The organism is Streptomyces sp. NPDC048644, from assembly GCF_043199105.1.
In the GTDB taxonomy this organism is placed as follows: Bacteria; Actinomycetota; Actinomycetes; order Streptomycetales; family Streptomycetaceae; genus Streptomyces.
In genome coordinates this window covers 1-26,836 of the sequence record NZ_JBICVO010000027.1, presented here as the reverse complement: position 1 = coordinate 26,836, position 26,836 = coordinate 1, and the positions used below count along the sequence as shown (strand labels likewise).

Genomic DNA, 26,836 nt, shown 5'->3' with positions numbered 1-26,836 from the left:
CGACTTGGCGCTACAGCGTGTTGCCGACATGTGACATTCTGCAGGAACCGCGTTTGCCACGGCGCTGCCTCCGGTATTCAGGTGGAGGTATCACTTCCCGGTCCGCCTCGGTCCGGGGACGCCGCAGCGACCCGACCCGCGACCTCAAGGGGGTGGCATGTCCGTAGAACTGGGCAGCTCAAAGGTGCTTTCCGCGATTCCCGCGCCCGCACCGCACGTGCACGACGACGACGCCATCAACACCCGCACGCTCTCCCGCTCCCTGTTCCTGCGGCTGGCCACGCTCGACAAGGACTGCGCGGAGCGTACGTACGTACGCGACACTCTCATCGAGCTGAACCTCCCGCTCGTGCGGTACGCGGCGGCCCGATTCCGCAGCCGCAACGAGCCGATGGAGGACATCGTCCAGGTCGGCACGATCGGTCTGATCAAGGCCATCGATCGTTTCGACTGCGAACGCGGCGTGGAATTCCCGACGTTCGCGATGCCAACCGTCGTCGGCGAGATCAAGCGGTTCTTCCGCGACACCTCGTGGTCGGTACGGGTACCGCGCCGCCTCCAGGAGCTGCGGCTCGCGCTCACCAAGGCCAGTGACGAACTGGCCCAGAAGCTCGACCGCTCGCCCACCGTCCCCGAACTCGCCCGCTGCCTCGGGGTGTCGGAGGAGGACGTCGTCGACGGACTGGCGGTCGGCAACGCCTACACCGCCTCCTCGCTGGACTCGCCATCCCCCGAGGACGACGGCGGCGAGGGCTCCCTCGCGGACCGCCTCGGATACGAGGACAGCGCCCTGGAGGGTGTGGAGTACCGCGAGTCGCTCAAGCCGCTGCTGGCCAAACTCCCGGCCCGCGAGCGCCAGATCATCATGCTGCGCTTCTTCGCCAACATGACGCAGTCCCAGATCGGCGAGGAGGTCGGCATCTCCCAGATGCACGTCTCCCGGCTGCTCACCCGCACTCTCTCGCAGCTGCGCGAAGGGCTCATCGCGGAATGAGGAACGGTCCGCCGAGAGGTCGTTGAGGCCATCGAGCACCACTCGGCGGACAGCAGTGAAGCACGGTGCCGCGCGACTCTAGGAATCTGACGGGCCGTCATCGACACTGTGCCGATGCGACAGTTGCCCCGCATACCCGCTGCGCACCCGCGACGTACGCCGCCGCCCCGGCGCGCCCGCCTCGCGCCCCGCACGCCACGGACACCCGCACTCGCCGCCTCCGCGGCCGTCGCGCTCTGTCTGGGCGCCCTGCTCACCGGCTGCGGCAGCCCCACGGACACCGGCTATCTGGCGCCGGCCGCCGCAGGCCCCGGCCGGGCACCGACGAAGGCCGTGCCGCCCGACGACGACGTCGAGCTGACCCCGCTGGACGGCACCGAAGCGCCGCACTCCGGAACTCCCGGCACCCCGGACCCGAAACCGGGACACCGCCCGGGATCCGACGGCCCCCCCTCGGACAACGGTCGGAATCCGGCCAACTCTCCGAACGATCCGGCCACTTCGCCGAGCCCTTCCGCGCCGGGCGACGACACCGCCCCGCCCGGCGGCGCCGACGGCGGTCCGGGCTCCCCCGGCGGCTCACCAGGACCCGGCGCCCCGGACGGCGAATCCCCCGCACCGAAGCCGCCGTCCCCCACGATCCCCGCGGGCCCCGGCGCACCCGCGGGCCTGGTGATCGGCAAGCCCCGCCTCGACGACAGCGGCGAGCGCTGGTGCGAAAAGGTCAGCTTCGACGTGCTGAACACCGGGAAGAAACCGGTCACCGCCGGCACCGTCACCTTCGGCACCCACATCATCGGCGGCCTCGGCGTCGACTGGGCCACGGTCACCTCGTCCCGCCCCCTCCCGCTACCGATCGGATCCGGCCAACTCCGCACCGCCGCCTACCGGATCTGCGTGGACGCCTGGCGGGTGCCCCTGGGCATGCACCTCGACACCAAGGACGTCACGTTCACCTGGAGGTGACGCCCGGCCCGGCCGTGCCGCGCGTCAGGTGAGGGCCGCTGCCGCCAGCCCGGCGGCCCTGGCGACCAGCGGGTTGTCCGTCGGCCCCGCCGCGTCGAACTTGGTCGACAGGACGGAGAGCACGATCGGCGGGCGGTTCGGCGGCCAGACGACACCCACGTCGTTGGCGATGCCGTACGCCGCGCCGCCGCCGGTCTTGTCCGCCAGGATCCAGTCCGCTGGGAGGCCGGCGCGGAAGCGCTCGGTGTTGGTGTTGTTCGCCACCAGCCAGTCCGTCAGCCGCTTTTGGTCCCCCGCGGTGAGCGCGTCGCCCACGACGAGGTCGCCGAGGGTGCTCCCGATGGCGCGGGGGCTGGTGGTGTCCGTCACCCGCCAGGGCTCCGCCGAGTTCAGCTCCGGCTCCCAGCGGTCGAGCCGGGTCGTCCCGTCGCCCAGCGAGCGGCAGAAGCGGGTGATCGCGGTCGGGCCGCCCAGCTCCCGCAGGAGGAGGTTCCCCGCTGCGTTGTCGCTCCGGCCGACCGTGGCGGCACACAGCTCGGCCACGGTCATGCCGTGCGCGAGGTTCTCGGGCAGGCCGGTGACCGGGGTGTACCCCGCTTCCTTGACGTCCTTCTCGGTGTACCGGATGCGCCGGGCCAGGTACTCGCCGTGCCGGTCGAGGTCCCGCAGGACGGCCGCGGCGGCGAGCGACTTGAACACCGAGCACATCGGGAAGCGCTCGTCCGCGCGGTAGGCCACCGTCCTGCCGGTGGCCGTGTCGCGGGCGAACACCCCCAGCCGGGCGGCGTACTCCTGCTCCAGCTCCCGCAGCTGCCGGGAGATCCCGCCGGCGGCCGAAGTCCCGGCGGGTGTCGCGGCGTTCGCGCCGCCGGCCGCGGCCAGCCCTGCGGCCAGCGCCGTTCCGGTGCCGAAGGCGAGTACCGCGCGACGGGACGGACGTACTCCGGTGTTCTTCATGCTCGTCCTCTCTACTGGTGGACGGGGAGTCTTCGGGGCCGCCCTTGCCGGACGGCCGCGATCTTGCGGGAAAAGGACGCCGCGGACGGGCCCGGCGGTTTCACCCCGGCCCCCGCATCGGCGGCTGACAAACGGAAAGGGGCCCGGAAGACAGCTCCGGGCCCCTTGTACGTACGGGGTGGGTGAGAGAGGGGAGGGAGAGATAGCGGGGAGGGGACGCGTGGGCGGGTGTTACGCCAGGGCCAGCCAGGCGGCGCCGGCCACGACCACCAGGGCGACGATCACGCCGACGATGAGGCCGACGCGAGGCCCGGAGGACGCCGGCTGGGGGGCCGCGGCGCGGCGTCCGCCGGCGGTGGGGGCCGGGGCGCCCTCGTCCACGAAAGCTCGGAACATCTGCGTGCTGCCCGCCGGGTCGTAGTTGCCCTCGGCCTGGTTCTGCGGGTTGGTCGCCATGGGCAAGGACCCTAGCGAACCAGGGGCGTCGGGGCACCCCAGGGGCGCGCGTGGGACGACGCGCGGAACGGCGCGCGGACGGCTCGCAGTTCGGCTCGCGGGGCAGCGGTGCGGCGGCGGTTCGCGGGCCGCGGATCCCCCCGGCGATACGTGAGGTCGGCGGACGGGCGCGGGAGGGGCGTCGGGCGGCGTCCGGCACCGGGTGAAGAGAGCCTGCTCACAGTGGATACACAGCAGATGCACAGCGCGGCGACAGCCCTGACCTGTGGCTTTTTCGGTGGCGGTCGGAGGGCTTGACCGGGTGCGTAGGAGTGCTTTGGCGTCCCTTTACCTGGGGCACCTCCATACGTTTGCCTTCAGCAACCAACTGAGTTTATGGTTGCCCCAAGCAACAAAAACATGCGTGGAGGAGCCCATGGCCGCTCAGACTCAATACGAAGAGCTGGCCAGGCAACTCAGTGCCATCGGAGCCGTCAAGCGCGAAATGGGGCGCATCCTCCCCCAGGACTGCCCGCCCGCTTCGGCCGGTGTGCTCACCCTTCTCGACCGGCACGGTGAGATGCGGATGAGCTACCTGGCCGAGCTGCTCGCGATCGACATGTCGGTGACCAGCCGGCACGTCGCCCACGTCGCGGAGCGCGGCTGGATCGAGCGGAAGCCCGACCCGGCGGACAAGCGGTCGCGGCTGCTGCGCCTGACCCCGAGCGGCAAGGAACTCCTCACGGAGCTCTCCGAGCGCTACACCCAAACACTCGCCCGGTATCTGGACGACTGGACCGACAGCGACGTCGGCAACCTGATCGAGCTGCTCGCCAGGCTCCGTACGAGCTTCGGCGACTGCCGGACCCGGGCGCATCACGACTCCACCACCCGTACACCCGCAGGATGAAAAGGAACTACATGGCTACGACCACACCAGCCGGTGTGCGGGGCGGCCACGCCAAGCATGGAGGCGGCGGCGCCCCCTCCAGCGGAGCCCCCATGACGCACCGTCAGATCATGGAGGCGCTGTCCGGGCTGCTGCTCGGGATGTTCGTCGCCATTCTGTCCTCGACGATCGTCTCGAACGCGCTGCCGGAGATCATTCACGATCTGCACGGCGGGCAGAGCGCCTACACCTGGGTCGTGACGGCCTCGCTGCTGGCGATGACCGCGACCACTCCCCTGTGGGGCAAGCTCTCCGACCTGTTCAGCAAGAAGCTGCTGGTGCAGATCGCGCTGGTCATCTACGTGGCGGGCTCGGTCGTCGCCGGTCTGTCGCAGAACGCCGGGATGCTGATCGCCTGCCGTGTCGTGCAGGGCATAGGCGTGGGCGGTCTGTCCGCCCTGGCCCAGATCGTCATGGCCGCGATGATCTCCCCGCGTGAGCGCGGGCGTTACAGCGGCTACCTCGGTGCCACCTTCGCCGTCGCCACCGTCGGCGGCCCGCTGCTCGGTGGCGTCATCACCGACACCAGCTGGATGGGCTGGCGCTGGTGCTTCTACGTCGGCGTGCCCTTCGCGGTGATCGCGCTGATCGTGCTGCAGAAGACCCTGAAGCTCCCGGTCGTCAAGCGCGAGGGTGTCAAGGTCGACTGGGCGGGCGCCTTCTTCATCAGCGCGGCGGTCTCGCTGCTGCTGGTGTGGGTGACGCTGGCCGGCGACAAGTACGACTGGCTGTCGTGGCAGACCGCCGCGATGGTCGGCGGCTCGGTCGTGCTCGGCGCGATCTTCATCCTCGTCGAGTCCAAGGCGAAGGAACCGATCATCCCGCTGCGGCTGTTCCGCAACAAGACGATCACCCTCGCCTCGCTGGCCTCGCTGTTCGTCGGTATCGCGATGTTCACCGGCACCGTCTTCTTCAGCCAGTACTTCCAGCTGGCACGCGGCAAGTCGCCGACGATGTCCGGCGTGATGACGATCCCGATGATCGCGGGCCTGTTCATCTCGTCGACCGTCTCGGGCCAGATCATCACCAAGACCGGCAGGTGGAAGGCGTGGCTGGTCTCCGGCGGCGTCCTGATCACCGCGGGTCTGGGGCTGCTCGGCACCATCCGGTACGACACCGAGTACTGGCACGTCGCGATCTTCATGGCCCTGATGGGCCTGGGCATCGGCATGATGATGCAGAACCTGGTGCTCTGCACGCAGAACCAGGTCGCTCCCGAGGACCTCGGCTCCGCCTCGTCCGTCGTCACCTTCTTCCGCTCCCTCGGTGGTGCGGTCGGCGTCTCGGCGCTCGGTGCGGTGCTCGCCACCCGCGTCACCCACTACGTCGAGGACGGCATCGCCGAACTCGGCCCGAAGGCGGCGAAGGCGGCGGCATCGGCCGGCGGCGGCGGTGGCATCCCGGACCTTGACGCGCTCCCCGCACCGCTCCGTACCGTCATGGAGAGCGCGTACGGTCACGCGGTCGGCGACGTCTTCCTGATCGCCGCGCCCTGTGCGCTGCTCGCTTTCCTGCTCACCCTGTTCATCAAGGAGGTCGCGTTGAAGACTCGCGGCGGACTGGCCCAGAACGCGGACGGCGAGGAGGCGACACCGGCCGGCATACCGTCCGGGGCCGACGCTCCGGCAGCCGCAGCCGCGGCCCCTGTCGAGGAGCGGGAGCCCGCCCTGGTGGGCGCCCCCTCCGTTCCTTCCGACGACGATCACACCCCCTCGTGGGCGCAGCCGGCCGCGGCGGCGGCCACCCAGCCCCTGGCGGCGTACGCGTCGGCCGGCGGCGGTGACCTCCCCGCCGGGCCCGCGATCCACGGATTCGTGCGCAACCCTGAGGGCCACCCCGTGCCGCGCTCCGCGGTCACGCTGATCTCGCTCAGCGGGCGCCAGCTCGGCCGCTCGGTGGCGCAGGCCAACGGCTCGTACGTGCTGAACGCCCCCGGCGCCGGCTCGTACGTGCTGATCGCGGCGGCCGACGGCCACCAGCCGCAGGCGTCCACGGTCGTCGTCGGCGAGCAGCCGCTCGGCTACGACATCCTGCTCAGCGGCACCAGCGGCCTCGGCGGCCAGGTCCGCAGCGCGGTCACCGGTGCCCCGGTGGACGGCGCGATGGTCGTCGTCACCGACGTCCGCGGCGAGGTGCTGGCCACCGGCAAGACCGGCGCCGAAGGCTACTTCTCCTTCGACGAGCTGCCCGCCGGTACCTTCACCGTCGCGGTGAACGCCGCGGACTTCCGGCCGACCGCGCTGCCGGTCGAGGTCGGCGGCCAGGGCACCACCCGCGTCGAGATCGAGCTGCTGTCCGGCGCACGGGTCCAGGGCATCGTCCGGGCCGGCTCCGCACGGCGCCCGCTGCCCGACGCCCGGGTCACCCTGGTGGACGCGGCGGGCAACGTCGTCGCCACCTCGACGACCGGTGAGGACGGCGCGTACGCCTTCACCGACCTGGACGCCGGCGACTACACGGTCATCGCGAGCGGCTACCCGCCGGTCGCCAACGGCCTGCAGATCGACGCACGCGGGGTCGACGGCTACGACGTCGAACTCGCCCACCCCGGGGACTGACCCGGATCCCGGGACGACCACCCGGGTGACCAAACCCCGGACCGGGACGCGACTTTGAGCGGAGACGCGTCCGGGACCGGACCCCAGGGCTCCGGCGGCGGCACTGCGCACAGGCAGGGGACGGCCTGCAGGCCGCCGCCGGAGCCCGCCATGTACCAGGCAAGAATCGGGAGTGGGAATGACTTCGACGGGCGCGGGAGCTGCGGGAGTACGGGCGCAGGTCCGCACACGGGACGGCTGGGCGGTCCAGCACGCCGTACTGACCGTCACCGACATGACGGGCGCGCAGGTGCTGCGCAAATCGGCCGACGAGGACGGCGTCATCCGCAGCGCACAGCCGCTGACACCAGGCCCTTACACGGTCATCGTGACGGCGGTCGGTTACGCGCCGGTCGCCTCCAGCTCGATCGTCACGGCCAGCGGCCGGATGGACATCGGGAACGTGGTGCTGGCACGGCAGGGCGGCGCCGAGCTGCCGCCGCCCGGTGTCTGGACGATCGACCCGATGCACTCGACGGTGGCCGCGACCGCCCAGCACCTGGGCATCACCAGCGTGCACGGCAGGTTCACCGACTTCAGCGGCCGGATCGAGATCGCCGAGGACCTGGAGAAGTCCCGTGTCGACGCGGTCATCAAGGCCGCGTCGATCGACACCGGCAACGGCATGCGGGACGGCCATCTGCGGTCCGACGACTTCCTGAGCGTGGAGACGTACCCGGACCTCACCTACCGCAGCTCGGGCCTCGAACCGGCCGGGCCCGACCGCTGGACGGTGCACGGCGAGCTGGCGCTGCACGGCGTCGTACGGCCGGTCGACCTCAGCCTCAGCTACCTCGGCACCGGGCCCGACCCGTGGGGCGGCACCCGCGCGGCCTTCAGCGCCACCGCCGAGCTGCGCCGCGAGGACTTCAAGATGAACTACAACCAGGTCGTCGCGGCCGGTATCGCGGCGATCGGTACGACGCTGCGGGTCCAGCTCGACATCCAGGCGGTGCAGGGCGACTCGCTGCCGACGGGCTGACGCCACGGCAACGGGCCGCGGCACAGCGGCCGACCGGTACGGGACCGGGCCGGGAGCCGGCACCTTCAGGGGTGCTCAGCTTCCGGCCCGGTCCCGCATCGTTTCGACACCCGCGATCTGGAGGTCGAGGGCGAAGGTGAATTCACGGTTCAGCATCTCCACGGCGCTGTGGCCCTGTCGCGCGTGGCCGGCCCGCTGGGAGAGCGCCATCGTCTCGGCGTGCTCGGGGCGGCCCGCGATGGCCTCGACGACCTGCGCGAAGTAGTCGTCCAGGCTGATGCCCGCGGCCCGGCAGCGGGCCTCGTGCAGGGCACGGATGGTGGCGAAGCCGTAGACGAAGTGGAAGACCGCGGCCAGCGCGCCCGACGTCCGCTCCGGGTCGAGGCCGCTGCGGGCCATCACGCGCAACGTGGCGTTGGAGAAGGCCGTGGAGTGCGGGCCGATGTTGAGGAATTCGCCGAGCAGCCGGGCCGCCCAGGGGTGCAGCAGCAGCATGTCGCGGTAGGCGCAGGCGAGTACCCGCAGCTGGTCGCGCCAGTCGGCGGCGGCGTCGCTCTCGTCCGGCAGCCGCATCTCGCCCGCCACCGCGTCGACGGCCAGCTCCAGGAGGTCGTCCTTGGTGTCGACGTACCAGTAGACGGACATCGCGGTGACCCCCAGCTCGGCGGCGAGGCGGCGCATGGAGAACTTCGCCAGGCCCTCGGCGTCAAGGAGCCGCACCGTCGCCCCGACGATCTTGTCGAGGTCGAGTCCGGCCGGCTGGTCCGCCTTCCGCTTGAGCGGGGGGTGTTCGGTCAGCCAGACGCTCTTCGGCCGCTTGCCCGCGCGGCCTTCCGTCGCCGCCATGGCGCCCTCCCTCTTGCTGAACTGGTGGTACGGAGGCGGCGTACCGGCCCTGCCGTTTCCGGCCGTGGCCGGTACGCCGCCCGCGGTGCACGCCCGTGGGCGCGCACCGCCGATGCTATTCGGCCGGGGCTGCGGCCTGTTGCGCCGCCGTCGGCGCCCCGCCGTCCGCCGCGGCGCGCTCGGCCCTGCGCAGCAGCACGGCGGCGACCAGACCGCCGAGGAACACGGCGGTGGCGCCCACCAGTTGGCTGGTGCCGATGCCGGCGGCGAACGCGTCGTGCACGGCGGTCCGCTCGGCGTCCGTACGGGCCAGGCCGAGCGCCGCGGGCAGCGATCCCGCGCCGGCGGCGACCACCGGGAGCAGCGCCACGAAGCGGGAGTTGAGCACCGCGCCGAGCACGGCGACGCCCAGGCCCTGCCCGAATTCCATCAGGGTGCCGTTGACGCCCGCGCCGACGCCGGCCTTGGCTGGCGGTATCGCGGACATGATGGCGTTGGCCATGGTCGGCATGGCCAGGGCCACGCCGATGCCCATCACGATCAGCCCTGCCAGCATGCCGCCGTAGCCGTCGCCGCCGAGGGTGGAGATGAGGACGAGCCCGGCGGCCAGCAGCGACATACCGGAGACGATCATGCCGGGGGTGCCGATCCTGGCGGCCAGCCGGGCGCTCAGACCGGTGAAGTTGACCAGGACGACCGTGACGGCGAGCGGCACCATCCGCAGACCGGCCTCCAACGGGCCGTAGCCGAGCACCAGTTGGAGGTGCTGGGTGAGCAGGAACATCGAACCGCCCATGCCGAACGCGACGAGGATGCCGCCCGATACGGCGCCGATGAAGCGGCGGTTGCGGAAGAAGTGCATGTCCAGCATCGGGTGCGGGGTGTGCAGCTCCCACAGCGCGAAGAGCGCGAGGCCGACGATGCCGACGGCGGCGGAGAGCAGCACCTTCCCGGAGAGCCAGCCGTCGACCGGGCCCGAGATGATCGCGAAGACCACCCCGACCATGCCGATCATGGACAGCAGCGCGCCGAGCGGGTCGGGCTTCTCACCGCTGGGGTTCTTCGACTCCGGCACCAGCGCGAGGACCGCGACCAGCGCGAACACCGCGACCGGCAGGTTGACCAGGAACAGCGAGCCCCACCAGAAGTGGTCGAGGAGCACGCCGCCGATCAGCGGCCCGGCGGCGAAGCCGAGCGAGTTGACCGAACTCCAGATGCCGATCGCCTTCGGGCGCTCCGCGTCGTCGAATATCTGCATCACGACGGCGAGCGTCGTGGTGACCAGCAGCGCGCCGCCGACGCCCATGCCGGCGCGGGCGGCGATCAGCTGTCTTGGCGACTGAGCGAGCGCCGCGCCGAGCGAGGCGGCGCCGAACAGCAGCAGCCCGACGGCGAGCATCTTCTTGCGGCCGTAGCGGTCGGCGGAGTTGCCCGCGGTGAGCAGCAGTCCCGACTGGACCAGCGAGTAGGCGTTGATCATCCACTGGACGTCGGCGGTGGTCGCGCCCAGCTCTTCGGTGAGCGAGGGGATGGCGACGTTCAGCACGGTGTTGTCGAGGACGACCGTGAGCTGGGCGAGGCAGATGACCCCGAGCACCAGCCAGCGGGTCGCAGATCTGTCGGGCGATCCAAGAGGGGTGGCAGCGGTGGCCACGGGTGGCATACGGGCTCCCTGTACGGGTGAGCGGGGGCGCCATCGGGCCCTGCCGTCCACGCCGGACCGGGCGGGATGAGGGCGGCACCCCGGAGCGGGGACGAAGCGCTGTACACCGTACAAGGGCGGGGTGTGTGGCGTACAACCCATTTCTGCGGGCGGATATGCGGCGGGTTCGATGGTCGCTTGCATCGCAGCGGCCCGGGGCGGGGCGTGCGCGCAAGCTCTCAGCATCGCCGCGGTTGCTGAGCAAGATCCGGGAGTTCCGGCGGGCCGCTGCCCGAGTCGACAGTCCAGCGGCCCGCGAGTGCGGCGAGCGCATGATCGAAACCGTTCGAGGGAGCACCACGTGAGGCAGCAGGGAAACATCACCGTGGAGCGCATGACCGGACCGGCCGCAGCGCAGGCCGAGGGCGCGTTCAGGCTGGTCTACGCCGAGGCGTTCGCCGAACCGCCCGATGGCGAAACCGAAGACGACGTCGCCGCCGCCTTCCGGCGCTTCCGCTCACAGACCCGCAAACGCACCTTCCGCGCCGCCCTCGCCCGCGCGGAGGACGGCACGCCGGTCGGCATGGCGCACGGCTACCCGCTCGGGCCCCACACGGGCTGGTGGGATCAACTCACCCAGCCCGTGCCCCATGACATGCGTCGCGAGGACGGGCACCGGACGTTCGGTCTCATGGAGCTTGCCGTACGAGGACCGTGGCGCAGACAGGGCGTCGCGCGCCGGCTGCACGAGACAGTGCTCGACGGCACCGAGACCGAGCGCGTGCTGCTCAACGTCCACCCGACAGCAGCGCGGCGCAGGCTGCCTACCGGGCATGGGGGTACCGCAAGGTGGGCGAGGCTCGCCCATGGGAAGGCGCTGCCCTTCATGACGTCATGCTCCTCGACCTGCGCCGGGCTGAGACGTAGGACGGACGAGCGGGGGCGCGCCGCTACGACTCACCTCCGGCCCGCCGCCCGTCACGAGGAGGAACCGGCAGGTCAGCCCGCCGGAGCCGTCAGGTCGTAGAAGGTGGCGCCACCCGCCGTGACCTTCGGGAAGGACTTCTCCACCCAGGCGGAGATCTGCGACGCGGTACCCCGGCCGCCGCCGGGGCCGCCGCGTCCGCCCGCGATGAAGTAGTGGATCCTGCCGTCCGCCACCAGCTTCTTGAACTGGGCGAGGGTCGGTGACGGGTCGCTGCCGTTGAAGCCGCCGACCGCCATCACAGGCCGCTCGGTGGCCAGTTGGTAGCTCGCGGCGTTCTGCGAGCCGATCGCCGCCGCGGCCCAGGTGTAGCGGCCGGCGTCCTTCGTCACCAGCGCCCCGGCCTTGGCTGCCACCTTGCTGCCGCCGAGCAGTCCGCCCATGCCGCCGCCCGTGCCCCGGTGGCCGCGGCCGTGCCCGGCGAAGCCGCCGGGACCGCCGGGGAAGCCGGGCCCCGTGCCCTGGCCGCCGCCCCGGGACGGCATCCGGCCGCCCGAGGGCTGCGCCGCCCCCGATGCGCCCTTCGCGCCCTTCATGCCGGGCGGACCGCCCATGCCTCGGTGCCGTCCCCCGGGGAACCCGCCGCCTCCCTGCACCGAGGGCCCGGCCGTGATGATCGAGCCGCCGTGCGCGGTGGCGACGGTGTCGAGCGTGTACGCGAGCGGCCCCGCCAGCGCCGTCGCCACCCCGAGCCACGCCGCCACGACCGCGGCACGGCGGCCCGCCCGTGCGGGCAGCAGCAGACCTGCCGCCGCGACGAGGCCGACGGCGAGCACCGTCCAGCGCAGCCAGGGCAGCCAGTCGGGCGAGCGGTCAAGCAGCACGTACGACCAGCCCGCGGTCGCCGCCACCGCCGCCGCCAGGACCAGCGACGCCGTGCGCCCGCCGCGCCGCCACAGCAGCGTCGCCCCCATGCCGGTCAGCGCCGCGATGTAGGGCGCCAGCGCGATGTTGTAGTACTGGTGGAAGATCCCGGACATGAAGCTGAACGTCGCGAACGTCATCAGCAGCGCCCCGCCCCAGACCAGGAACTCCGCGCGCTGGGCCGCCTCTTGGGCCGCCGTCGCCCGCCTGGCCCGCCACAGCACCAGCACCGCGGCGGCCAGCAGGATCAGCGCGGCGGGCAGCAGCCAGGAGATCTGCCCGCCCATGTCCGACGAGAACAGCCGGGTGATGCCGGTCTCGCCCCAGCCACCGCCGCCGCGCCGGCCGCCGCCACCGCCGACGCTGCCGGTCTCGTTCCCCGTGATCCGGCCGAAGCCGTTGTAGCCGAAGGTCAGCTCCAGGAAGCTGTTGGTCTGCGAGCCGCCGATGTACGGCCGCGAGGACGCAGGCCACAGCTCGACGGCCGCCACCCACCAGCCGCCCGACACCACGATCGCGAGCCCGGCGAGCAGCACCTGGCCGATCCGGCGGCGCACCGCCACCGGACCGCAGCACAGGTACACCGCGGCGAGCGGCGGCAGGATCAGCCACGCCTGGAGCGTCTTGGTGAGGAAGCCGAACCCGAAGCAGAGGCCGGCCAGCAGCAGCCACCGCGTCCGCCCGTCCTCCAGGGCCCGCAGGACGCAGGCGATGGCGCAGGTCATCAGCGCGCACAGCAGCGCGTCGGGGTTGTTGAAGCGGAACATCAGGGCGGCTACCGGCGTCAGCGCCAGCACCGCACCGGCCAGCAGCCCGGCGCCCGCGCCGAACCTGCGCCGCACCGCCGCGTACAGCACCCCGACCGTCGCGACCCCCATCAGCGCCTCGGGCACCAGCACCGCCCAGGAGCTGAGCCCGAAGATCCGTACGGACAGCGCCATCGGCCACAGCGCGGCCGGCGGCTTGTCGACGGTGATCGAGTTCGCCGCGTCCGACGAGCCGAAGAAGAACGCCTTCCAGCTCTCGCTGCCCGCCTGGACGGCCGCCGAGTAGAACTGGTTGGCGTAGCCGGAAGCCGACAGGTCCCAGAGGAGGAGCACGGCGGTGACGGCCAGCAGGGCGAGCAGCGCGGGCCCGGCCCAGCGGGGGTCGTCCGGGTGTCCGCGCAGGATCCGGCCCGGCAGCCCGCCCAGGCCGGGTCGCGGCCCGTCGTGCGGGAGGGGCGGGACGGCCGCGGTCTGCGGGACTGCCGCGGTCTGCGGGTGGGGGATCATCAGGCGCTCCTGATCGGGTCGTTCAGGTCATGCGGATCGTTCGCGTCGTTCGCGTCGTTCAGGTCATGCGGATCGTTCGCGTTGGTCGCGTTGGTCGCGTTCGTCGCGTTCATCGCGTTCGTCGCGTCGTTCAGGTCATTCGCGTCGTTCGGGCCGTCGCGCCGCTCGCGGTCGGGGAAGACCCAGGCGCGGAAGAGCAGAAAGCGCAGCACCGTCGCCGCGAGGTTGGCCGCCACCAGGACGGCGAGTTCGGTCTCGTGCGAGGGGCTGCCCGCCGCGGCGTCGAGCGCCGCGAGGGAGCCGCTGGTCAGGGCGAGGCCGATGGCGAAGACGACCAGGCCCTGTGCTTGGTGGCGGACCACACGGCCGGGCCCGCGTACGCCGAAGGTCAGCCGCCGGTTGGCCGCGGTGTTGCCGATCGCCGACACCAACAGGGATGCCGCGTTGGCGAGTTGAGGACCTGCGGCGATCCGGAAGAGGGAGTAGAGGGCGAGGTAGAGCAGGGTGCTGAGCGCGCCGACGGCGCAGAAGCCGACGAGCTGGCGGGCCAGTCCGCCCGGCACCCCCGGCAGTTCGCGGTCCCGCGGATCGTCCCCGAAGGGCCGGGCGAGCCGGTCGAGCGGCAGGGCGCCGGTGGCCAGCGCCCGCCCCACCCGACAGAGCCCCTTGAGGTCGTCGGTCGCGGTCCGCACCAGGTGCACCGTGCTGTCCGGGTCGTCCCCCCAGTCCACCGGCACCTCGTGGATCCGCAGCCCGGCCCGCTCCGCCAGCACCAGCAGCTCCGTGTCGAAGAACCAGCCGGTGTCCTCGACCATCGGCAGCAGCCGTTCGGCGACGTCACCGCGGATCGCCTTGAACCCGCACTGCGCGTCGGAGAACCGGGCGGCCAGCGAACCGCGCAGGATGAGGTTGTACGTCCGCGAGATGAACTCCCGCTTCGGGCCCCGCACCACCCGCGAGGTACGCGACAGGCGCGAGCCGATCGCCAGGTCCGAATGGCCGGAGATCAGCGGCGCGACCAGCGGCAGCAGTGCGTTGAGGTCGGTGGACAGGTCCACGTCCATGTACGCGAGCACCGGCGCGGCGGACAGCGACCACACGGTGCGCAGCGCCCGCCCGCGTCCCTTCTGCTCCAGACGCACGGCCGTGACCCCGTCCAGCGCATCGTCGAGCCGGGCCGCGACGTCCGGCGTGCGGTCCGTGCTCGCGTTGTCGGCAATCGTGATCCTGAACCCGTAGGGGAAGGTCCGGGTCAGGTACGCGTGCAGCCGCCGCACGCACGGTTCGAGGTCGGTCTCCTCGTTGTACACGGGGATCACGACGTCGAGCACCGTCGTGATCTCACCGAGTCGCAGAGGCGCGCGGGGCGGCAGGGATCCCAGAGGATCGCCGGCCGGCTGAGTCGTCGTCATGCCGACGACACTCGCCAGCCCCGCTGTCACCTCGGTGTGCTGACGCTGTGCCCCCGCTGTGAGTCGCGGGAACCGCCCCGCGCGGGCGGCAGCGTGACGGTGAAGACCGTACGGCCCGGGGCGCTGGCGACGCCGACCGTGCCGCCGTGCGCCGCCACCACGGCCTGCACGATGGCCAGGCCGAGCCCGGTGCTGCCGGCCGACCGGGAGCGCGAGGCGTCGCCGCGCACGAACCGTTCGAAGACGTCGGGGAGGAGCGCCGCGGGGATGCCGGGACCGTCGTCCTCGACGTCCAGGCGGACGCCGTCGCGGCCCCCGGTCCGCACCCGCGCCGTGACGACGGTCCCGTCGGGCGTGTGCGTACGGGCGTTGGCCAGCAGGTTGACCAGGATCTGGTGCAGCCGCCCGCCGTCGCCGTGCACCAGCGCGGGCTCATCGGGCAGTTCGAGCCGCCACCGGTGCGCGGGGCCAGCCACCCGCGCGTCGCTCACCGCGTCCACGACCAGCGGCGACAGATCCGTGCTCCGGTACGACAGCGGGCGCCCCGCGTCGAGCCTGGCGAGCAGCAGCAGGTCATCGACCAGGCCGGTCATCCGCTCCGCCTCGGACTCGATGCGGCCCAGCGCGTGCCGGGTTTCGGGCCCGGGGCGCTCGGTGCCGCGCCGGGTCAGCTCGGCGTAGCCGCGGATCGACGCGAGCGGGGTGCGCAGTTCGTGGCTGGCGTCGGCGACGAACCGCCGCACCCGCATCTCGCTCTCCTGCCGCGCCGACAGCGCCGAGCCGACGTGTCCGAGCATCCGGTTCAGCGCGGCGCCCACCTGCCCCACTTCGGTACGGGTGTCCGACTCGCCCGCGGGAACGCGGACGTGCAGCGCCACCTCGCCCTGGTGGAGCGGGAGTTCGGAGACCCGGGTGGCGGTGGCGGCGACCCGGCGCAGCGGGCGCAGCGCGATCCCCACCATGGCCACCCCGGCGATCCCGGCCGCCACCAGACCCGCACCCGTCACACACGCCTCGACCAGCACCAGGGTGCCCACGGTGTCCTCGACGTCGCTCATCGGCAGGCCCAGCACCAGCGAGCCGTCATCGGCCGACGCCACCCGGAAGTCGCCGAGTCCCGGCAGCTCGGTGGTGTGCGCCCGGCCGTCCCGCACCACCGAGTTCAGCGCCGCGACCTGCGCCCCGGACAGCGCGTCCAGCCGCTCGGACGGGATTCTGCTGGTCGAGTCGTTGCTCTGCGCCCCGGCCCGTATCGAACCGTCCGGCTCCACGCGGGCGCCGACGGTCCCCCAGTGCTGGCTGCCCAGCGCGACGAAGTCGAGGCTCCCGGCGTGCGGCGGCTCGTGCGGTCGCGGCGCCTGCGCGCGCACCACCGCGTCGCGCAGCTGACCGTCCAACTGGTGCTGAAGGTACGAGTGCAGGGCGAGGGTCGTCACCGTCCCGATGACCGCGCCGACCACCGCGATCAGCGCCACCGCCGACACCACGAGCCGGTTCCGCAGCGACCAGCGCCACCTGCTCATCGGGCCCGCTACCCCGCCGGCTTGATCAGATATCCCGCGCCCCGCCGGGTGTGGATCATCGGCTCGCGCCCGGCGTCGATCTTCCGCCGCAGGTACGAGATGTACAGCTCGACGACGTTGGCCTGGCCGCCGAAGTCGTAGCTCCAGACCCGGTCCAGGATCTGCGTCTTGCTGAGCACCCGGCGCGGGTTGCGCATCAGATACCGCAGCAGTTCGAACTCGGTGGCCGTCAGATGGATGTCCTGACCGGCCCGCGCCACCTCGTGGCTGTCCTCGTCGAGCACCAGATCGCCCACCGTCAGCAGCGACTCGCTGCGCGCGGCGGCGGCCCCGGCCCTGCGCAGCAGCCCCCGCAGCCGCGCGACCACTTCCTCCAGGCTGAACGGCTTGGTGACGTAGTCGTCCCCGCCCGCCGTCAGCCCCGCGATCCGGTCCTCGACGGAGTCCTTGGCGGTCAGGAACAGCACCGGTACGTCCGGGAGTTCACGGCGCAGCCGGGAGAGGACGGTCAGCCCGTCCATGTCCGGCAGCATCACATCCAGCAGTACCGCGTCCGGCCGCCAGCTGCGGGCACAGCGCAGCGCGCTCGCGCCGTTCCCCTCCGCCCTGATGTCCCAGCCCTCGTAGCGCAGGGCCAGCGACAGCAGATCGGCGAGCGACGACTCGTCGTCCACGACCAGCACCCGTACCGGGCTGCCGTCGTTCCGCAGCAGATCCGGCTGCTTGCCGGCCGCCCGCGCCGCACCCCCGGCACCCGCGGCCGGTCCGGACGACGGGGCACCCGAAGGAACCCGGGAATCAGAGGACAGCGATGAAGTCACGGTCATGCGCCAGAGCGTGACCCGCCCCCGTGAGAGCCCCCTTGCCGATATCTGTGAATCTCCTGAGAATCCCCTCCATCCGAGCCGCCAGGCCCCTGCTTCCCCCGCTCCCCGCCCGTGCGACCGAGCGCTCCCCGTCCTGTGCAACCGAGCTGGGCCGCCCCCCGCGCGGTCCAGCCCGACCAGCACTCCAACAGCATCTCAGCCCCCACTGACAATCGCCCTGACCTGCAACGATGCCCCTATTCACGGCCCGTCACAGGAACCCGCGCCGCCCCGCTCCACCGCCTCGGCGCCCGCCCCGTACCGTCGCCTCATGAGACTCCTCGCCCTCTCGGGCAGCCTGCGGGCCCGGTCGTCGAACGGCGCGGTGCTGCGCTCCGCCCTCGACTTCTTCGACGGCCCTTCCGGCACCGCGGACATCGGCGCGCTGCCGCACTTCAACCCGGATCTGGACGGCGAGGACGCCACCCCGCCCGCCCCCGTCGCCGCACTCCGCGCCGCCGCCGCGGCGGCCGACGCGCTGCTCGTCGTCAGCCCCGAGTACGCGCACGGCGTGCCCGGCGTCCTCAAGAACGCCCTGGACTGGCTGGTCAGCAGCGGCGAATGCGTGCACAAGCCGGTCGCCGTGATCACCGCATCGCCGTTCCCCACCGGCGGCGACCACGCCAACGCCCAACTGCGCGAGGTGCTGCGGATGATGACCGGCGAGGTCGTCACGGCTGCCTGCCTGGAGATCCCCGCCATCGGCCCGAAGACCGACCAGGCGACGGGACGCGTCACGGACGAGGCGACGCTCAAGGACCTGCACGCCGCCGTCACCGCCCTCACGGCGGCGGCCGGCGCCGCGGCCTGAACCGCATCCGCTGCAGGGCCCGGGGCGCCCCGGGCCCGTACCCGCCGCTCAGATCCCGAACAGCCGCGCCCCGTTCCCGTAGCAGACCCCCCGCAGCCAGGAATCCCCCAACTCCAGCCGGGTCAGCGCCTCCAGGGCATGGGCGTACCCGTAGGGGATGTTCGGGAAGTCGCTGCCGAAGAGCACCCGGTCGCCGAGGTCCCGCAGGCGCCCCCGGGCCTCGCGCGGGAACGGCGCGTCGTGTTCGGCGAAGTCGGTGAAGGCCATCGTCGTGTCGAGGTGCACGTGGGGATAGTGCTCGGCGAGGTCCAGGAAGTCGGTGTACTCCGGCATCCCCAGGTGCGCGATGACCAGCCGCAGCCTGGGGTGGCGGGCCAGCAGCCCGCCGATCGGCCCGGGGCCTGTGTGCCTGCCCGGCACGGGCCCCGACCCGCAGTGGATGACGATCGGAGTGCCCGCGTCCGCGAGGGCGCCCCACGCCGGGTCGAGCAGCGCGTCGCCCGGGTCGTACCCGCCGACCTGCACATGGGCCTTGAACACCCGGACCCCGCCGTCGATCTCGGCCGCCACATAGTCGGCAACGCCGTCCTCGGGAAAGAACGTCGCCGTCCGCAGGCAGTCCGGCGTGCGGGTCGCGAAGCCGGCCGCCCAGCCGTTGAGCCAGCGCGCCATCCCCGGCTTGTGCGGATAGATCATCGAGGTGAACGCCCGTACGCCGAAGCCGCGCAGGACGGCGAGCCGCGCGTCCTCCTCCATGCGGTACGCGATCGGCCACTCCCGCCCCACCAGCGGCCCCGCGGCGTCGAAGTACGCCTGCACCTTCGCCATCACCCGCTCCGGCATGAAGTGCGTATGCACATCGATCAGCCCCGGCAGCCCCAACTCCCGCCAGAACGCGCCGACCCGCTCGTCACCCTCCGCCACACCGGCCTCCCGACCCGATTCCGCACCACACCCGCCCCTGCCGCCCCAGCCCTATCAGAGCGCACACCACCCTGGTAAGACCTGCCCACCGGCCGGACACCCCGGCACGGGACGCCCAGGCACCGGACATCCAGGCACCGAACGCCCCGGCACCGACCCCGAAGCCGGACCACCCCGCCCAAGAGCCCCTCAGAACAGCCCCTCCTGCCCCCCGTCGTCCGCCTCCCCGTACAGCACCTCCCGTACGGGAACCGTCGTCACGCGCCCCACGGCAGGCGCCAGCACCCACCCGGACAACAGCCGGGCGTCCAGCACCGCCACCGCCTCCTCGCCCTCCGCGCCACCGGATCCCCCCGGCACCCGCAGCCGCAGATACACGTCAGGCCCCGCCCCCGCCAGCACCTCACCCACGATCTCCGCACCCGCCGTCAGCGCGCCCAATTCCCCCGCACCCGGCGGAATCCGGTCGAGCCCGAACACCACGGAGTGGTCACCGAAGACGAAGTCCACCGGCGCCAGCGTCTCCGGCCAGCCGTCCAACTCCCGTGCCCGCGCGTGCAGTCGGGCCAGCTCGGCCCGCCGTTCCGCGAGCGGCGGCAGCGCGCCCCTGGCCGCCCGCTTCGCCGCCTTCGCAAACCGGTCGGGCACCCCCAGCGCGCTCCCCAGCAGCGCCTCGGCCCGCCGCGCCGCCATCAAGGGCCCCCGCCCCAGCCACGCGTACGCCACCGCCCCCTGCTCCACCAGCCTGGCCGGTCCGCGCGCCGCCGCCGTGATGCCCACCTTCAGCAGACCGGGCCCGAAATACGCGAGGTAGACGCCGTACGGGCGCGGATCGTCGGCCATGGTGTCGGCGGCCACCAACCGCGATCTGTCGAGCCGGGCGCACGCCGCGCACTGGTCCCTGGCCGCCGCCCCGTCGATCACCGCCGCATACGGGCAGACGATCCACCGCCCGCCCCGCCACACCCCGAGACAGCGCCGCTCCCCCTCCGCGGCGAACGCCAGCACCTTGCCCGCGGGCAGCGCACTCGTCCGCGCCTCACCGCGCTCGGCGCAGTACCACCCGAGCCGCTGCTCGTACCCCCCGGCGGCCCGCGCACCGCCGTCCGACCACCGCGGTCCCGTACATCGCCACACCCCGCAAGCGTACGGCCGACCACCGACACAACGCTCTGACCTGCGAAGACACCCCGCGCCCGAAGCGCCCGCCCGGCCGGTGCCAGGACCGCCGCCCCACAACGGCACCCCACGCCCCCACCCCACGAAAAAACGCGGGCACGGCAAAACCGCAGGCACGACAAAAAACCGTAGGCCCGGTGGACGAATCCACCGGGCCTACGGCCTTGGTAGCGGGGACAGGATTTGAACCTGCGACCTCTGGGTTATGAGCCCAGCGAGCTACCGAGCTGCTCCACCCCGCGTCGGTAAACACGACTCTACGCGAACTCCTCACCAACGCCTAATCCTTATCCCCGGCCCCCCCTCACACACCCCGCACCCACCCCGCCACACCACCCCAGGAGGCCCCGTGCCACCCCACCACTACATCCGCTTCCAAGCCGCGACCCGCCACCGCAACGGCCACTTCCCCGGCGTCTTCGCCCTCGTCAACACCCTCGCCAAGGAAGGCCGGCTCACCCCCGCCCAGGAACGCTTCCGCCGCACCCACAACGACTGGTACGACGCGAACTACCCGGACCCCAGCACCGTCGACCCCGACGTCTACGACCGCACCCTGCACCCCGGCGCCGCCGCCTGGTTCAAGTCGACGTCGACGCACCTGATCACCCGCGTCGACGGCTACCTCGCCATCCTCCGCACCCACCGCATCCCCTGCCACCGCCTGCACTCCCGCGCCCCCGGCCAGGTCATCTACGAGGACCAGGACCAGGTGGTCGTCATCCCGCCGCCCCGCTGACCGCCGCCCCGCTGACCCGCCACCCCGGCCCGCAGCCCCCTCGGTCCGCCGAGGGGGCTGCGCCTGTGTCTCTCTCCTGCGGTCCGTTCCGCGGGCCTCAGCCCTGCGAGCCGAGCTGCGCCAGCAGCCAAGCGATCACCGCACGGGCCGCCCCGACGCAGACGCCGCCCACCGCCGCGACGGCGAGCTTCCCTCGGGGACTGTCGGAGAACCTGTCGTGCCGTTCCTTGCTGCGGGGTGCCATGGGGTTCCTCTCCGGAGGCTCGGACGTGCTGATACCGACGACCGTGCACCGCGCGGAATTGTCCGGCCTCCCTCCAAGGGTTTCCGACAGGTGAGGCCCGGACAATGGACAATGTCCGGGGAACAATGCGGCAGTGTCCGGAGCGCGTCGGGGTGGGGGTTCACGTGGCAGGCAGGGGGCGGCCGGGGCGCGGCTGGGGCACGCTGCGCGGCTCCAGCCAGGAGATCAACGACCTCGCCTGCCTCCTCAGGGAACTGATCGACGGCAGGGGCATCGGCCTCCGGGCCTTACGCGGCCTCCTCACCCCCGACCACTTCCCCACCGGCGTCGTACCGCCCCTGAGCACCCTCTCCGAGCGCCTCAGCGGCAAGGGCCTGGACTGGCCGCTGGTCGAGGCGGTGATCGACATCTGCGTGGCGGGCCCGGCCACCCGGCGGCGTACGGACGAGGCCAAGCGCCTGTGGCGGCAGCACCGGCGCGCACCGACCCCGGCGCACCCGGATCCCACACCCGCGCTGCCCGCCGCACCTCCCGCCGCCGGCGGCCCCCTCGTGGCGGCCCAGCAGCACACGATCGAGGCGCAGGCCCGTCTCGTGCACGCCCTGGAGGCCCGCGCGGCGAGCGAGCAGGCGCTCACCAACAGCACCCAGCTGATCGGCGCGCTCCTCGTGATGATCGGCAGGCTCGAAGCCCAGGTCGCCGCGCTGGAACGGGCCGCGGGCCCCGGCGAACGGATACGCCACCGGCTCGCCGCGGCCCGCAGCCAACTCGGCCGGGCCGGGCGGGAGATGGCCGGCGCCACGACGGACCAGCGGGAGGCGCTGGCCCTGGTCAGAGCGACCGATGAGCGCGTCGCCGACCTGACCGCCGCCCTGCGCGCGCTGGACTGGGAAGCTCCGGTTCCCCAGGACGGGACCGTCGACGTCTGGGCGGTGACCGGGCTGGTCGCGCGGGCTTCCGACCCCACCGACGGAGCCCTCCTGGAGGACGTGTCCGCCGCCTTGCGCCGGGTCCACACGGCCATCGACGCATGCGTGTCCCTCATCCACGGCACGCCGTCCACGGCACAGGGCGCTGACACGGAAACGGACACGGCGGGTGCCCCCACCGGCGAGCGGACCACACGCGAGCCCCCCGCACCACCCACCACCTGGTCACCGGCCCGCCCGCCACGGCCCACGACGACACCAACGCCCAAGCACCCCAAGGCGATCCACGCCCAGCACGTATGGCAGTCCGACGAGTGGCAGAAGCCCTTTCCCGAGCTGCTGCGCGCCCTCGACACCCTGTACCGGTCCGGCAGCGCCGCCCAACTGGCCGACCTGCTGCGGGAGGTGAGCCTGCTGCCCCCGGGCGACCTCGCCGAAGCCCTCGCGGCCCTGCGCGGCGCCGGCCACGAGACCGCACTCAGGCGGGTGCTCAAAGGCGTCGCCGAGCGCCCCACGGCGACCGTGTTCGAGGCCGTCCTGGCGCTGCGCGGACGCAGCCTCCCCCAGGACGCCGAGCGGCTGATGTGGGACTTCACCAGCAGGCAGCGCGGCCCTCTGGCCCCCATCGGGGCGATCACCGCGCCCGGACAGCGAGCCAGGTCCGCGTTCGTCACCCACTACGGGCCGGTGCCGGCCTTCCGCCCGGAACGCTGGAAGTTCCGGGTGTTCGGCGCCACGGCCTTCGGCGCGGCGCACGATCTCACCCTGGAGCAGCTTCACGGTCTGCCCACCGCACAGCTCACCGCCGACCTGCACTGCGTAACGAAGCGCACCTGGCCGGACAACAACTGGGGCGGCGTCCTCGTGTCCACGGTGCTCGATCTCGTCCCACCGGCCGCCGACGTCACGCACATGATGGTGTGGGCCGAGTACGGCTACAGCGCGAACCTCCGGCTGAGCGACGTGACGGACGGCCGCGCCATCCTGGCCACCCACCACCACGGCGAACCGCTCTCCCTCGAACACGGCTTCCCGCTGCGCCTCGTCACCCCCCACCTCTACGGCTACAAGGGCCCGAAGTGGGTGCGCGGCATCGAGTACATGGTCGGCGACCGCCGCGGCTTCTGGGAGGAGCGCGGCTACCACAACCGCGGCGAGGTCAGGCACGAGCAGCGCTACTCCTACCAGGAGGCACCGGACGAGGGCCCTCCGCTGTAACCACCACCCCAAAAGCCCGCTCCGCACACCCCACGCCGTTCAACTCACCCGCCGATCACGCCACTCGGCTCCCGCTCACACGAACACCCCCACCACCCCATCGACCGACCAGCTCTGCCAGCTCATCCCGAACAGCGCCACCACCGAGATGAGCGCCATCATCAGGTTCTGCCCCTGCTCCGCCCAGTCGTGGATCATCAGCACGAAATACAGCAGGTTGAGCAGCAGCCCCGCCACCAGGGCTACGGGGGTCAGAAACCCGGCCACCAGGCCGAGGCCGAGGGCCAGTTCGGCATAGGCGACGACGTACGCCATCGCCTTCGGCCGCGGCGTGACGACCGCCGCGAACCCTCGGCTCACCACCGCCCACCGATGCTTTTCCGCGATACCGACGGCCCAGTTCACCCCGCCCCCGGTGAACCACTCCTTCTTGTCCTTGTGGCGCCAGCTCTCCAGCCACCACAGGCCGAGGCCGATGCGGAGTACGGCGAGCCATTCGGCGCCGTCGAGCCAGATCGTCTGCATGGCGTGCGACCTCCCGCGGAGTTGCCCGGCTTCTCATTACCTGACGGACCGTCAGTTCAGCGCAAAGAGCGCGAGCCCGCAAGATGCGGACGCGGCACACTTGGCCGCGACGGACCACCGCACCGGAAGATCCGTCGGCCCTGTCCCGCACCGCCCCACCGGCCCGACCCAGGAGCTGCCGTGACCCCCGACATATCCGCCGCCGCCCGCGAGATCGCCCTGGACCTCACCCGCTGGTACGTCCGCCACGCCCCCGGCACCGCGGGCAAGGCCGCCGCCACCGAACGCTTCCTCAACGCCGGCCTGCGCGACCACCCCCGGCTGCGCCGCGCCAGGACCCGCTTCGGCGCGACGTTCCTCACCGACACCCAGGACCTGATCCAGCGCTACCTCTACGAGTTCGGCATCTGGGAACCGCATCTGACGCACTGGCTGGCGCAACGCCTCCGGTCCGGCGACGTGTTCATCGACGTCGGGGCCAACATCGGCTACTACAGCGTGCTGGCGTCCAAACTCGTCGGCCCCGGCGGCGTCGTCGTCTCCGTCGAAGCCTCACCGGCCTTCCACCAACGGCTGCGCACACACGCCCGCATCAACGGCTGCCACAACATCCGCGCCGTGAACGCGGCCGTGTCCGACCGCGAGAAGACGGTCAGGTTCATCCTCGCCAGCTCGCGGAACATGGGCGCGAACAGCATCGTCCCGTACGACGGCACGGCGGAATCCACCTTCGACGCGGTCGCCCGCCCCCTGCCCGAGATCGTCACGGCAGAGGAGATCGCCCGCGCCAGAGTGATCAAAATCGACGTGGAGGGCGCCGAGGGCTCCGTCCTGCGCGGCCTGGCCCCGATGCTGGACACCCTGCGCCCGGACGCCGAACTGGCCATCGAGGTCACACCCCAGCGCATGGCCGAACTGGGCGACTCCGCCGCGGAACTCCTGGAAACCCTGGCATCCCACGGCTTCCACGCCCACCGGCTCCCCAACGGCTACGCGCCCGGCGCCTACGCGACAACCGCCCACCGGACACCACCGACGAAACCCACCGCCCTACAGCGCCCCCTGCACGACCTCACCGACGAGACCGAACTCATCTTCACCCGCACCTGAAAGCCCCCCGGCCACTCAACGGCCAGGCCGCGCCCCCTTCCCACTCCCTACACCCCGCCGAACCGCCACCCACCCAGCGAAGCCAGCGCCAGCGCCCGCGCCTCCACCACCGCGAACCGGGCCTGCCGCTCGGCCTCGTCGGCATGCGACGGCTGGCTCGTGACCTGCCCCGGCCACTTCCGGTAGAGCAGACCGGTGTCCGCCGAGAACCAGCCACGGCTCACCGCGCTGAGCGCCATGAGCAGACCGGTGTCCTCGGACGCCGGCAGCGCCATCCAGCCACCGAGCGCGAGCAGCAGCTCACGGCGTACGCACAGGGTCGCCGGATGGACCTGGGCGCGGTAGTCGTGCTCCTGCCAGTACCGCAGAACGGTGCCGCGCTCGATCGGCCCCTGAGGCGGATCCTCGTCGAAGCCGACGGTGCTGCCGTCGGGCAGATAGTCGAGCACGCGGCACGTGGCCCAGCCGAGCGACGGATCGTCCGTCAGCGCCTGGAGATCCCGCGCGAGGGCACCGGGCGCCAGCATGTCATCGGCATCGAGAACCTTCACGAACCGCCCGTCGGCCCGGGAGAGCCCGACCGTACGGGCCATCGCCGCACGCCCCCGCCGCCCCTGCCCGAAACTGATCCGAGAATCATCCGGCACATACGGAGCGACGTCCCCCGTCTCACCGTCCTCCTGAATGACCCACTGCCAGTCCCAGCCGTCCGGCATCTCCTGCCCGAGCAGCGAGGCATAGGCATCGGCGAGATGGACAGCGGACGGCGCGTGTACGGCCGTCACGACCGTGATCAGCTCCGTCATGGTCACCACCTAGCCGGCGGGGTCGAGATCTTGCGGAGTTGCCTCACCAAAACGCCCTTCCGGAGGCCGCCCGAACTCCTCGGCCCCCTCCGCTCGACGGGGCCGGGTCCAGCGCCCCGCGCAGGGTACCGCCGCCGGTTGCCGTCGGCCCCTGTGTGCCGTTGTTGCCGTCAGAACTGCCGTCGACCGGGCGTTGTCCCGTAAACGATCTTTGGCGTGCGTCCGTTTGCTCACGCCTCACCCCCACGGCCTTCGTCCCAGTCATATGCGTCCGCGGTCGGAGCACATGATTCAGACGAAGGCCGCCCCGACGTACGGCGGTTACCGCCACGAGCGGTCGAGCTCAAGGAACGATTCGGCCTCGGCCGTCAAGCGACAGGCCAAAGGCGCCGGCCTGCTCTCCTCGGGAGAATGAGACCCGCTCAGCGAGCTGCTGGGGCAATCTTCCAGCAGAAACTGGTCGGCGGTACCCCTTCTTTGACCTGCGGGGAGCTGAGCCGTTGCAGGAATCCGGCCGACCCGCCGTCAGAGCTAGCGCGCAAGTATCGGCCGCGGTTGTCGATGAGCACGTAGGCGTCCCCATCCTTGATCGCCGTCCAGCGGAGCACGTCGTGATGAGGGCTGTGGCCGCGCTCGTCGGACAGGACCAGGGCATCCGCCGCGTCATCCTCTTGGTAGTGCCGCCCGGTCAGGGTGCCGCCTGGAGCGTCACCCGCCCTGAGCACAAAGGACCCGTCTGCCGGATCGGTCACCGTCCACGTGATGGACGCCCCCGACGCCGACTGGAAGGCCAGCTCGTCCTTGTCCTGCCCTAGCTTGTAACTGCTGAGGTACCCGCCCGTGTGGACGTTCCGTAGGGTCACGTTCCCCTTGAAGGGCACAGTCTCCTCGGGAGCTACCTCGCCCCGGCAACCTTGTAGGCGGTGTCGCGGAACTGCTCAAAGCGATTGTCGGCTACGCAGCCATTCCTAATCCTTGAGTAAGCGGTTCCGGTTCGTCCCGGCAGGGACTGTCCGGACTGTCGATGCGGTGGGTTTCGTGGTGGCTGCGTGGGCACCG

23 protein-coding genes, 1 tRNA gene and 1 pseudogene are annotated in these 26,836 nt (G+C 72.0%); 10 read left to right on the top strand and 15 right to left on the bottom strand.

The annotated features are described in order from the left end of the window. The first annotated feature begins 157 nt into the window (after positions 1-157). On the top strand, positions 158-994 hold the full coding sequence (locus tag ACGFNI_RS34495) for an RNA polymerase sigma factor SigF (protein ID WP_393689498.1): 837 nt from the start codon (positions 158-160) through the stop codon (positions 992-994). 114 nt (positions 995-1,108) lie between these two features. Beyond that, positions 1,109-1,960: a hypothetical protein gene (locus ACGFNI_RS34490; RefSeq protein ID WP_393689496.1), complete on the top strand. Its 852-nt coding sequence runs from the start codon at positions 1,109-1,111 to the stop codon at positions 1,958-1,960. Positions 1,961-1,984: 24 nt separating this feature from the next. Here ACGFNI_RS34490 and bla read toward each other — a convergent pair whose 3' ends face one another. Together bla and ACGFNI_RS34480 are read right to left on the bottom strand one after the other, a co-directional pair. Continuing rightward, the gene (gene bla / locus ACGFNI_RS34485; protein WP_393689494.1) at positions 1,985-2,917 is read right to left on the bottom strand and encodes a class A beta-lactamase; all 933 of its coding nucleotides are present in this window, start codon (positions 2,915-2,917) and stop codon (positions 1,985-1,987) included. A gap of 231 nt (positions 2,918-3,148) precedes the next feature. Continuing rightward, the gene (locus ACGFNI_RS34480) at positions 3,149-3,373 is read right to left on the bottom strand and encodes a hypothetical protein (RefSeq protein ID WP_393689492.1); all 225 of its coding nucleotides are present in this window, start codon (positions 3,371-3,373) and stop codon (positions 3,149-3,151) included. Positions 3,374-3,788: 415 nt separating this feature from the next. On the opposite strand from ACGFNI_RS34480, the gene ACGFNI_RS34475 reads away from it, so the two are divergent. The 3 genes from ACGFNI_RS34475 (at position 3,789) to ACGFNI_RS34465 (ending at position 7,880) form a co-directional block, all read left to right on the top strand. Further along, positions 3,789-4,262, top strand: coding sequence for a MarR family winged helix-turn-helix transcriptional regulator (locus ACGFNI_RS34475; RefSeq protein ID WP_393689490.1), 474 nt, complete (start codon positions 3,789-3,791; stop codon positions 4,260-4,262). Positions 4,263-4,273: 11 nt separating this feature from the next. Further along, positions 4,274-6,859: an MFS transporter gene (locus tag ACGFNI_RS34470; protein ID WP_393689488.1), complete on the top strand. Its 2,586-nt coding sequence runs from the start codon at positions 4,274-4,276 to the stop codon at positions 6,857-6,859. A gap of 178 nt (positions 6,860-7,037) precedes the next feature. Next, entirely contained in the window at positions 7,038-7,880 is an 843-nt protein-coding gene (locus tag ACGFNI_RS34465) for a YceI family protein (RefSeq protein ID WP_393689486.1), read from the top strand. Positions 7,881-7,955: 75 nt separating this feature from the next. On the opposite strand, the gene ACGFNI_RS34460 is transcribed toward ACGFNI_RS34465, so the two are convergent. Both ACGFNI_RS34460 and ACGFNI_RS34455 read right to left on the bottom strand, forming a co-directional pair. Then, positions 7,956-8,726: a TetR/AcrR family transcriptional regulator gene (locus ACGFNI_RS34460; RefSeq protein ID WP_393689484.1), complete on the bottom strand. Its 771-nt coding sequence runs from the start codon at positions 8,724-8,726 to the stop codon at positions 7,956-7,958. Positions 8,727-8,841: 115 nt separating this feature from the next. Beyond that, positions 8,842-10,389, bottom strand: a complete 1,548-nt coding sequence (locus ACGFNI_RS34455; protein ID WP_393689482.1) for an MFS transporter — start codon at positions 10,387-10,389, stop codon at positions 8,842-8,844. 373 nt (positions 10,390-10,762) lie between these two features. Between ACGFNI_RS34455 and ACGFNI_RS34450 the strand changes: the two are divergent. Next, positions 10,763-11,295: pseudogene (locus ACGFNI_RS34450) on the top strand (GNAT family N-acetyltransferase). Between the two features lie 72 nt (positions 11,296-11,367). Here the strand turns inward: ACGFNI_RS34450 and ACGFNI_RS34445 are convergent. The 4 genes from ACGFNI_RS34445 to ACGFNI_RS34430 are packed head-to-tail and all read right to left on the bottom strand — an operon-like array spanning position 11,368 to position 17,136. Next, complete coding sequence (locus ACGFNI_RS34445; protein ID WP_393689480.1) at positions 11,368-13,491, bottom strand: ArnT family glycosyltransferase; 2,124 nt, start codon at positions 13,489-13,491, stop codon at positions 11,368-11,370. Beyond that, positions 13,491-14,903 carry a glycosyltransferase gene (locus tag ACGFNI_RS34440; protein WP_393689478.1) on the bottom strand — a complete coding sequence of 471 codons (1,413 nt, stop codon included), beginning with the start codon at positions 14,901-14,903 and terminating at the stop codon, positions 13,491-13,493. Before ACGFNI_RS34440 ends, ACGFNI_RS34445 begins: the two co-directional genes overlap by 1 nt. A 26-nt stretch (positions 14,904-14,929) precedes the next feature. Then, the gene (locus tag ACGFNI_RS34435) at positions 14,930-16,426 is read right to left on the bottom strand and encodes a sensor histidine kinase (protein WP_393689476.1); all 1,497 of its coding nucleotides are present in this window, start codon (positions 16,424-16,426) and stop codon (positions 14,930-14,932) included. An 8-nt stretch (positions 16,427-16,434) separates the two neighbouring features. Continuing rightward, on the bottom strand, positions 16,435-17,136 hold the full coding sequence (locus ACGFNI_RS34430; RefSeq protein ID WP_393689532.1) for a response regulator transcription factor: 702 nt from the start codon (positions 17,134-17,136) through the stop codon (positions 16,435-16,437). A 427-nt stretch (positions 17,137-17,563) separates the two neighbouring features. Between ACGFNI_RS34430 and ACGFNI_RS34425 the strand changes: the two genes are divergently transcribed. Further along, complete coding sequence (locus ACGFNI_RS34425; RefSeq protein WP_393689474.1) at positions 17,564-18,103, top strand: NADPH-dependent FMN reductase; 540 nt, start codon at positions 17,564-17,566, stop codon at positions 18,101-18,103. Positions 18,104-18,151: 48 nt separating this feature from the next. Here the strand turns inward: ACGFNI_RS34425 and ACGFNI_RS34420 are convergent, their stop codons facing one another. From ACGFNI_RS34420 to ACGFNI_RS34410, 3 genes are all read right to left on the bottom strand, one after another. Beyond that, on the bottom strand, positions 18,152-19,027 hold the full coding sequence (locus ACGFNI_RS34420) for an amidohydrolase family protein (RefSeq protein ID WP_393689472.1): 876 nt from the start codon (positions 19,025-19,027) through the stop codon (positions 18,152-18,154). A gap of 189 nt (positions 19,028-19,216) precedes the next feature. Next, on the bottom strand, positions 19,217-20,164 hold the full coding sequence (locus ACGFNI_RS34415; protein ID WP_393689470.1) for a DUF2797 domain-containing protein: 948 nt from the start codon (positions 20,162-20,164) through the stop codon (positions 19,217-19,219). A gap of 207 nt (positions 20,165-20,371) precedes the next feature. Beyond that, a tRNA-Met gene (locus ACGFNI_RS34410) sits at positions 20,372-20,448 on the bottom strand. A gap of 107 nt (positions 20,449-20,555) precedes the next feature. On the opposite strand from ACGFNI_RS34410, the gene ACGFNI_RS34405 reads away from it, so the two are divergent. Further along, positions 20,556-20,945, top strand: coding sequence for a hypothetical protein (locus ACGFNI_RS34405; RefSeq protein ID WP_393689469.1), 390 nt, complete (start codon positions 20,556-20,558; stop codon positions 20,943-20,945). 97 nt (positions 20,946-21,042) lie between these two features. Here ACGFNI_RS34405 and ACGFNI_RS34400 read toward each other — a convergent pair whose 3' ends face one another. Continuing rightward, on the bottom strand, positions 21,043-21,189 hold the full coding sequence (locus ACGFNI_RS34400) for a hypothetical protein (RefSeq protein ID WP_393689467.1): 147 nt from the start codon (positions 21,187-21,189) through the stop codon (positions 21,043-21,045). Between the two features lie 1,511 nt (positions 21,190-22,700). Between ACGFNI_RS34400 and ACGFNI_RS34395 the strand changes: the two genes are divergently transcribed. Then, positions 22,701-23,336: a molybdopterin-dependent oxidoreductase gene (locus ACGFNI_RS34395; protein ID WP_393689530.1), complete on the top strand. Its 636-nt coding sequence runs from the start codon at positions 22,701-22,703 to the stop codon at positions 23,334-23,336. A 75-nt stretch (positions 23,337-23,411) separates the two neighbouring features. On the opposite strand, the gene ACGFNI_RS34390 is transcribed toward ACGFNI_RS34395, so the two are convergent. After that, positions 23,412-23,861: a DoxX family protein gene (locus ACGFNI_RS34390; protein ID WP_393689465.1), complete on the bottom strand. Its 450-nt coding sequence runs from the start codon at positions 23,859-23,861 to the stop codon at positions 23,412-23,414. 180 nt (positions 23,862-24,041) lie between these two features. Between ACGFNI_RS34390 and ACGFNI_RS34385 the strand changes: the two genes are divergently transcribed. Beyond that, positions 24,042-24,971 (top strand): FkbM family methyltransferase, encoded by a 930-nt coding sequence (locus ACGFNI_RS34385; protein WP_393689463.1) that lies wholly within the window; start codon positions 24,042-24,044, stop codon positions 24,969-24,971. Positions 24,972-25,018: 47 nt separating this feature from the next. Here ACGFNI_RS34385 and ACGFNI_RS34380 read toward each other — a convergent pair whose 3' ends face one another. Next, a complete protein-coding gene (locus tag ACGFNI_RS34380) occupies positions 25,019-25,777 on the bottom strand; it encodes a glycosyltransferase family 2 protein (RefSeq protein ID WP_393689462.1) in 759 nt (252 codons plus the stop codon). Between the two features lie 422 nt (positions 25,778-26,199). Beyond that, positions 26,200-26,658: a hypothetical protein gene (locus ACGFNI_RS34375; protein ID WP_393689460.1), complete on the bottom strand. Its 459-nt coding sequence runs from the start codon at positions 26,656-26,658 to the stop codon at positions 26,200-26,202. Positions 26,659-26,836: the final 178 nt, after the last annotated feature.

Bases quoted from the DNA above. Each gene is read 5' to 3' on its own strand.
- ACGFNI_RS34495 (WP_393689498.1), top strand. From the start codon at position 158: ATGTCCGTAGAACTGGGCAGCTCAAAGGTGCTTTCCGCGATTCCCGCG.
- ACGFNI_RS34490 (WP_393689496.1), top strand. From the start codon at position 1,109: ATGCGACAGTTGCCCCGCATACCCGCTGCGCACCCGCGACGTACGCCG.
- bla (WP_393689494.1), bottom strand. From the start codon at position 2,917: ATGAAGAACACCGGAGTACGTCCGTCCCGTCGCGCGGTACTCGCCTTC.
- ACGFNI_RS34480 (WP_393689492.1), bottom strand. From the start codon at position 3,373: ATGGCGACCAACCCGCAGAACCAGGCCGAGGGCAACTACGACCCGGCG.
- ACGFNI_RS34475 (WP_393689490.1), top strand. From the start codon at position 3,789: ATGGCCGCTCAGACTCAATACGAAGAGCTGGCCAGGCAACTCAGTGCC.
- ACGFNI_RS34470 (WP_393689488.1), top strand. From the start codon at position 4,274: ATGGCTACGACCACACCAGCCGGTGTGCGGGGCGGCCACGCCAAGCAT.
- ACGFNI_RS34465 (WP_393689486.1), top strand. From the start codon at position 7,038: ATGACTTCGACGGGCGCGGGAGCTGCGGGAGTACGGGCGCAGGTCCGC.
- ACGFNI_RS34460 (WP_393689484.1), bottom strand. From the start codon at position 8,726: ATGGCGGCGACGGAAGGCCGCGCGGGCAAGCGGCCGAAGAGCGTCTGG.
- ACGFNI_RS34455 (WP_393689482.1), bottom strand. From the start codon at position 10,389: ATGCCACCCGTGGCCACCGCTGCCACCCCTCTTGGATCGCCCGACAGA.
- ACGFNI_RS34445 (WP_393689480.1), bottom strand. From the start codon at position 13,491: ATGATCCCCCACCCGCAGACCGCGGCAGTCCCGCAGACCGCGGCCGTC.
- ACGFNI_RS34440 (WP_393689478.1), bottom strand. From the start codon at position 14,903: ATGACGACGACTCAGCCGGCCGGCGATCCTCTGGGATCCCTGCCGCCC.
- ACGFNI_RS34435 (WP_393689476.1), bottom strand. From the start codon at position 16,426: ATGAGCAGGTGGCGCTGGTCGCTGCGGAACCGGCTCGTGGTGTCGGCG.
- ACGFNI_RS34425 (WP_393689474.1), top strand. From the start codon at position 17,564: ATGAGACTCCTCGCCCTCTCGGGCAGCCTGCGGGCCCGGTCGTCGAAC.
- ACGFNI_RS34400 (WP_393689467.1), bottom strand. From the start codon at position 21,189: ATGGCACCCCGCAGCAAGGAACGGCACGACAGGTTCTCCGACAGTCCC.
- ACGFNI_RS34395 (WP_393689530.1), top strand. From the start codon at position 22,701: ATGTGGGACTTCACCAGCAGGCAGCGCGGCCCTCTGGCCCCCATCGGG.
- ACGFNI_RS34390 (WP_393689465.1), bottom strand. From the start codon at position 23,861: ATGCAGACGATCTGGCTCGACGGCGCCGAATGGCTCGCCGTACTCCGC.
- ACGFNI_RS34380 (WP_393689462.1), bottom strand. From the start codon at position 25,777: ATGACGGAGCTGATCACGGTCGTGACGGCCGTACACGCGCCGTCCGCT.